Annotated in this window: 6 protein-coding genes; 2 read left to right on the top strand and 4 right to left on the bottom strand. The window is 74.2% G+C overall.

What is annotated here, in order from left to right; genetic code table 11:
• Positions 1 to 251: 251 nt before the first annotated feature.
• A complete protein-coding gene (locus ABZZ79_RS01565; RefSeq protein ID WP_356685268.1) occupies positions 252 to 1,298 on the top strand; it encodes a hypothetical protein in 1,047 nt (348 codons plus the stop codon).
• 132 nt (positions 1,299 to 1,430) lie between these two features.
• Here the strand turns inward: ABZZ79_RS01565 and ABZZ79_RS01560 are convergent, their stop codons facing one another.
• The 4 genes from ABZZ79_RS01560 to ABZZ79_RS01545 form a co-directional block, all read right to left on the bottom strand.
• Complete coding sequence (locus ABZZ79_RS01560; protein ID WP_356685267.1) at positions 1,431 to 3,200, bottom strand: TIGR03767 family metallophosphoesterase; 1,770 nt, start codon at positions 3,198 to 3,200, stop codon at positions 1,431 to 1,433.
• A gap of 748 nt (positions 3,201 to 3,948) precedes the next feature.
• On the bottom strand, positions 3,949 to 4,419 hold the full coding sequence (locus ABZZ79_RS01555; protein ID WP_356685265.1) for an NUDIX hydrolase: 471 nt from the start codon (positions 4,417 to 4,419) through the stop codon (positions 3,949 to 3,951).
• Positions 4,420 to 4,428: 9 nt separating this feature from the next.
• Positions 4,429 to 5,316 (bottom strand): pyridoxamine 5'-phosphate oxidase family protein, encoded by an 888-nt coding sequence (locus ABZZ79_RS01550; RefSeq protein WP_356685263.1) that lies wholly within the window; start codon positions 5,314 to 5,316, stop codon positions 4,429 to 4,431.
• 2 nt (positions 5,317 to 5,318) lie between these two features.
• The gene (locus tag ABZZ79_RS01545; RefSeq protein ID WP_356685261.1) at positions 5,319 to 5,807 is read right to left on the bottom strand and encodes a VOC family protein; all 489 of its coding nucleotides are present in this window, start codon (positions 5,805 to 5,807) and stop codon (positions 5,319 to 5,321) included.
• 118 nt (positions 5,808 to 5,925) lie between these two features.
• Between ABZZ79_RS01545 and ABZZ79_RS01540 the strand changes: the two genes are divergently transcribed.
• On the top strand, positions 5,926 to 6,462 hold the full coding sequence (locus ABZZ79_RS01540; protein ID WP_356685259.1) for a CGNR zinc finger domain-containing protein: 537 nt from the start codon (positions 5,926 to 5,928) through the stop codon (positions 6,460 to 6,462).
• The last annotated feature ends 80 nt before the right edge of the window (positions 6,463 to 6,542 follow it).

Genomic DNA, 6,542 nt, shown 5'->3' with positions numbered 1-6,542 from the left:
CGGGGCTCCGCGGACTGTTCGCGGGCGCGGGGCTCCGCGGACTGACCCTTGGCCATGGATTCGGCAGACGGTGAGCGTTACCGAATCCGGGCACGCATGACCGTAACCCCTGGTCCCCGATGTCGGGACCAGGGGTTTTCCGCGCATTGTCGGCATCCGAACACCCGTCCTTTAGTGCAGGGTTGTCCCGCTTTGTCGACGAGCTTGTAACAGCGGTTCAGGGGCGCTCCGGGGGCGGGAGTCTTCACGGCATGAACCACAACACCCCGCTCTCCCCCCGCCCCCTGCGTCATCTGTCCGAGGTGCACCGCGGTGTGCTGAGCACCGCCCAGCTGCGTGCGCACGGGGTCTCGGCCGCCTACCTGACCGAGCAGTGCCGGGCCGGCGGGCCCTGGCAGCAGATCCTTCCGGGGGTGTTCCTGCTCCACCCCGGGCCCCCCACCAGCGAGGAGCGGCTGCACGCGGTGCTGATGTACGCCGACCGGGAGACCAGGGCGGCCGGGGTGCCGGCCCAGCCGGGGGCACAGGAGCGGGCGGGGTACCCGCAGGTGATGATCACGGGCCTGGCGGCACTGAACCTGCACGGGTTCGCGGGCGCGCCGCCGCTGCCGCAGCTGGAGCGGATCGACGTCCTGGTACCGCGACTTCGGCGGCTGCGGTCGACGGGCTGCGCCCGCGTCGTGCGCACACCGGCCCTGCCCGACCCCTGCCAGGTCACCGGTCTGCCGGTCGCGCCCGTGCCCCGGGCGCTGGCCGACGCGGTGGCCCAGCTGTCGGACGCTGCCACGGTACGGCGGCTGCTGATGGAGGCCGTGCGCGGCGGGCACTGCGAGGCCGCCTCGGTGGTGCGCGAGCTGAACCAGGCCCGGCTGCTGGCCCGCCCGCACGTGGTGGACGCGGTGGACTCCCTGGTGGCGGAGGGCAGGGCCATCGCCGAGGACCGGCTGTACCGCATGGTGCGTGAACACGGGCTGCCCGACCCGGTGTGGAACGTCGACCTGCGGCTGCCCGGCGGCCCCCACCTCGGCGGGGTCGACGCCTACTGGCCCGAGCAGGCGGTCGCGGTGGAGCTCGACGCGCGCGCCGCCCGCCAGGGCCTGCGGCAGGACGAGGACGCCATGTGGTCGGAGTACGCCCGCAAGCGGGAGCATCTGGAGCGGCTGGGCATCACGGTCGTCCACGTCACGCCGAGGAAGCTGCGTGACAGCCTCGAACAGCAGGCCACGGTGGTCCGCACGGCCCTGATGGCCTCCGGCGACCGCGAACCGGCCGCGTATGTCGTGGTGCTGCCCCGGTAGCGAGCCGGGCGGGCATCAGGAGGGGAGAGGAGGGGCCGTCGGGTCGCACCGGGCGGCCCCTCCTCGTGCGTGCTCGGCGGCCGAGCCGTGGATGCCTCCGCCGTGGCCACGGACGTGGCGGCCACAGGGGTTTCAGCCCTTCTGGATGACCAGCTCGGTGTTGCGGTCGCGGGCGGCGCCCGCGAGGTCGGTGCGGCCGCCGGGGGCGTTGAAGGAGATCTCCCGGTAGAGGGCGGCGAGGCCGGTCTGGGAGAGGTCGGCGAAGTCGGTGCGGTGGGGGGCCGCGGACTCCACCAGGGTGGTGAAGAGGGACAGGGTGCCGTCCTTGTTGTCGACCAGTTCGACGACCCGGGCGAGCTGCGGGAAGTCGACGTGGGAGGCGGTGGAGATCTCCCAGAAGGAGCCGCCGTCGGGGGCGGGGTGGGCGAGGATCTCGTTGCGGTGGATGTGGCCGTTGACCCAGGCCAGCACGGTGCGGTGCCGGCCGAGCAGAGCGAGGAGCTCGGCCCCGCTGTGGCGGCGCTCGTGCGGGCGGGACGGGTCCGGCAGGGGGTTGTCCATGGACGCGCTGGTGTGGTGGCTGAAGACGATCGCGTAGGAGTCGCTGTTCTCCTTCAGGGTGCTCTCCAGCCAGCGCAGTTGGGCCGTGCCGATGGAGCCCTCGTAGTGGCCGCCGGGGTCGGTGGTGTCGAGGCTGATGCCGATGACGTCGTCGGCGATGCGGAAGCTGTAGTACTGGGTGCCCGTGTCCAGGTTGGCCGAGGAGTAGCCGTGCCCGACCGGGCCGGGGCCGGTGTGGGCCGGGTCCAGGTGGGCCCTGAGGTACTCGGCCGGGGTGTAGGGGGCGCGGCGCTCGTCGGGGGTGACGGGGCGCAGGTCACGGGCGTGGGCCTGGAGGAGGTCGCGGAGGGCGGTGCCGCGCGGGTCGCGGGCGGAGCGGATGGCGTCCTGGACCTTCCTGGCATCGGCGGCGGGCAGCTCCATCAGCTTTCTGCCGCCGACGGCGAACTCGGTGAGGGAGGAGTCGCCGTGCCCGTAGCAGCCGAGCGGCAGGGAGTCGTGGTTGCCGACGGTGGAGTACCAGGGCAGGTTGAGGCCGGGGCTGTGGACCTGGCGCCGGGCCGCGGCGAGGAAGCCGTCCAGGTGCGGGAAGCCGAGCTGTTTGTCGGTGTCGCGCACGGCGGAGTCGGGCTGCCAGTACTGCCTCAGGCCACTGTTCTGGACGCCCTCGTAGTGGCGCGGGTCGCCGGAGTCGGGGGTGACGCGGCCGCCGCTCATCACCGTCAGGTACCAGTCCAGCTCGCTCCGGGAGTTGTTGTCGGTGTTGTCGCCGGTCGTCATGGCGAAGTGCAGCGGGGTGCCGGTGACGGGGCCGCCGCGCAGGGCGTTGACCCGCTCCACCAGGGACACCGCGCCGTGCACGGTGAGCGCCTCGTGCGGGCGCCAGGCGCGGATGTCGGCGGAGCGCAGGAACTCCAGCCGCAGCGGGTGCTGTACGTCGGTCAGGTGCAGGTCGGTGAGCTGCACGAACGCGGCCAGCGGGGTGCGGCGGCCGGCTCGGCCGGACCGCGGCGCGGCCAGTTCGTCGCGGACCACGCGGCTCCAGCCGGGGCCGTCGCCCAGGCGCCGGTAGCCGGCCGCGGTGCGGGGCGCGGCGACCGTGGCGTCGGTGGTGCCGCGCGTGTAGGGGGCGAGGGGGGCCGCGGGCGCGTGCCGCGAGGAGGCGGCCACGGGCGCCTCCCGCTGGGCGGGGACGGCCGGCGCGGCCTGGCTGTCGAGGGGCCGCAGGGCGTAGCCGATGCCCGCGGAGACGGACACCGCACCGGTGGCGGCGAGGATCGTACGGCGGTCGACCGTCACGGCGGAGACGGCGGAAGCGGCGACAGAGCGTGGGCGCGGCATGGCGCGATCTCCCGGGGTGCGAACGCGTCGGCAGGGGTACGGGGCGGCCCGCCGGGCGGACCTCCCGCTCGCTTCGGATCGTTGGCATCGGGAATGGCCTGCGTATGAACGCGGCGGCAACGCGCAGCGCCGATCTGCGTACGGGGACCACGGACCGGTCCGGGCGACCGGAGCCGCTCGTCCGGCGGCCCGCAGCCGGTCACGCGGAGTTCATTTCATGGGACACGGATCCGGCCCCGGGCCCCGGACGCTCCGTCTCACGGCGGCCCGGTTCCGGGACTTGACGGACCCGCCCCGCGGCCATCCCGTACCGCGCCCCAGCGGACCCGCTCCACGGCCGTCCCGCTCCGGGGCGTAGCTGTCCGGGGCCGGGGACCGGCGGACCCGTCCCGCGGCGGTCCCGTTCCGGGGCCCGGCAGACCTCTCCCGCAGCCGTCCCGCTCCGCGACTCACCGGACCGCCACGGCGATCCCGCACCAGGTCCCAGCGGACCCGCTCCACGGCCGTCTCGCTCCGGGGCGTAGCTGTCCGGGGCCGGGGACCGGCGGACCCGTCTCGCGGCGGTCCGGTGCCGGGGCCCGGCGGACCCGCTCCACGGCGATCCCGCACCGGGACCCAGCCGACCCGCCCTACCGCCTTCCGGTTCCGGGACCCGGCGGACCCGTCCCTCGGCGATCCCGTACCAAGCCCCGGCGGACCCCGCCCCACGGCCGTCCCGCTCCGGGACCTGGCGGTCCGGGGGCGCGGCCTAGTTGTCCGGGGTCGGGGCCTGGCGGATTCGTCCCGCGGCCGGGCGTTCGCGCCACAGGCGCAGTGCTATGTCGACGAGCGGGATACGGGTGAGGCCGGGGACGGTGTCGAGGTCGTGCCAGGCGGCCAGGTCGGTGGAGCCGCCGGTCTCGAACGTCAGCTCGCCGCCCGCGACCCGCCCCTCGTACACGAGGCGTACGCCGTGGTGGTCGACCGCGCGGCGCAGTCGGCGGCGCGGCCGGGCAAAGCGGTGGGAGTGCACCCCGAGCAGGCCGGTGACCTCGATGCGGTAGCCGGTCTCCTCGGTGACCTCGCGCCGGACCGTGTCGTAGGGGTCCTCGCCGTGTTCCGCGCCGCCGCCCGGCAGCACCCACTCGGGGACGCCGTCCGGGCCGGGCGAGCGGGCGAGCAGGAGCTGTCCGTCGCGGACGCAGACGGCGTAGGCCGCCACCCTCAACCTTCGTCGCATCCAGGGACGTTAACGCGCCGGGTCGGGATTGGCGGGTGAGTACCGCGGTGCGGACCAGCGCAGCGGGACGGCCGCGGGTGTCTCGATCACCTCCTCGACGGTGAAGCGGACCGTGCGGCCGCCGTCCTCGGCGATCTCGGTGCGGGCCTCGCCGGTGAGCCGCAGCGCGGTGCCGTCGGTCCAGTCCAGCAGGAGCAGGCCGGCGCGGGGGTCGGCGGCGAGGTTGCCGAGGGTGAGGAACATGGAGTTGCCCGGGTAGTCGGGCCAGGCCAGTTCGTGCGGGGAGACGACCTCGACGAAGCCGGGGTTGCCGCCGCGGTGGCTGACGTCGGCGCCGCCCTCGTGCACGGTGGCCAGGAAGAAGGTGTCGGCCGCCGCGACGAACGCCCGCTGCGCCCCGGTCAGCGCGCTGCCGTGCCGGTCGGCGCCCGGGGTGCGGCCGGGCACGACCTCGTACGTCTCCCGCTTCTGGAGGTACTTCGGACAGTTGGAGAAGACCTTGTCGGCCTCGATCGCCAGGCCGCGCTCCGAGGCCGTGACGCGGCCGCCCAGGCGCATCCGGCGGCGCGTGCGCGGGTCGAGGGCGATGGTGCCGACGGCGGTGCCGGGTGTGGTGAGGGCCGTGGCGAGCGGGTCGGCGGGCGCGGGCCCGTCCGCGACGGAGACGGAGTGCGGGCCGGTGGCCCGGACGAAGCCGGGCGCACCGGTCAGCGGGGAGGCCCAGACCGCGCCGGTCGCCGGGTCCGCGGCACCGGCGATCAGCAGCGGCTGGAGCTCCAGGAAGGCCGCGGCCACCGGCTTGATGCCGGGGCCGATGGACCGGCCGACGTGGTCGGCGGCCTCGCGCACGCCGAGTCGGTCCTGAAGCGCGCGCGAACCCGCGTGGTAGACGGTCATGGCTAGAAGAACCCGCAGGTAGGCGCCGACTGTCCCCCGGACTTGGCTTCGCTCGACCGGGAGCGCCCCCATGGCGCTGGGGCCCCTTCGGCGCCGGTCGGCACGAAGATCTCCAGCCGGGTGCCGTCCGGGTCGTGGAAGAAGATGCCGCCCGACGCGGAGCCCTCGCGATGGGCGACGACGCCCTCGTAGGCGAAGTCGGCGCCGTAGGCCTTCAGGGCCGCCTCGTACTCCCGGACCTGCTCGATGGAGTCGGCCTCGAAGGCCAGGTGGTGCAGCCCGGCGCGGGTGGCGTCGAAGGCCTGGCCCGCCTGCTGCCAGAGCGTGAGCAGGAGCCGCTCCCCGTCGCCGAGGAAGGCGAAGCGGCTCTCGCCCTCCTTGCCCTCGCCGGTCACCGTGAAGCCGAGGACGTCCCGGTAGAAGGCGAGCGAGTGGTCGAGGTCGGTGACGCTCAGGCCGATGTGGCCGGTGCGCAGGGTCGTCGCGGTCATGGCTGTTCCCCTTCAGCTGACTATCTCTAACCTGTGAGTGTCACGTTAATGGTTAGAATCAAAAAGTGTCAACCGGTCACGTACTCTTGAGCGGTTAGCTCGAAGGGAGCCCTACGAAATGTCCGCAGACCCCCGCCCCCTGACCGGCGAGCCGCTCGCCCTCGACCTGCTGAACACGCGGTGGATGCGGGACGGCGCCCTCCAGGACCTGCTGACCGACACCGACGGGCTCACGGTGTGGCTCACGACGAACGGGCTCCAGGACCGCTTCACCGCGGACGCGGCGACCCTGCGGCACACCCTGCGGGCGCGGGACGCGCTCGCGACCGCGATCGACGGCTCGCTGGACCAGGGGGCCGACGCGGTGGACGCCGTCCTCGCGCACGGCAGGATCCGGCCGACCCTCGGCGCCGACGGGCCCGGCGAGCGACCCGAGTTCACCGACCCGGCCTGGGGTCCGGCCTGGCTCGCCGCCCGCGACTACCTGCGCCTGCTGGCCACCGCCCCGGACCGCATCAGGTCCTGCGCGCACGACGCCTGCGTCCTGCACTTCTTCGACACCTCGCGCAACGGCACGCGGCGCTGGTGCCGCATGGCCGTGTGCGGCAACCGCGCGAAGGCCTCCCGGCACTACGCGCGCGGCAAGGACGTCTGAGCGCAAAGAGACCTAAAGGGACCAATCCCCGCACACCGCATAGCGGGTTTTCCCCATACATCCATTTCGGTTCGGCCAAC

It is taken from the genome of Streptomyces sp. NPDC006458 (genome assembly GCF_040612135.1).
GTDB lineage: Bacteria > Actinomycetota > Actinomycetes > Streptomycetales > Streptomycetaceae > Streptomyces.
This window is presented reverse-complemented; position numbering and strand designations above follow the sequence as displayed.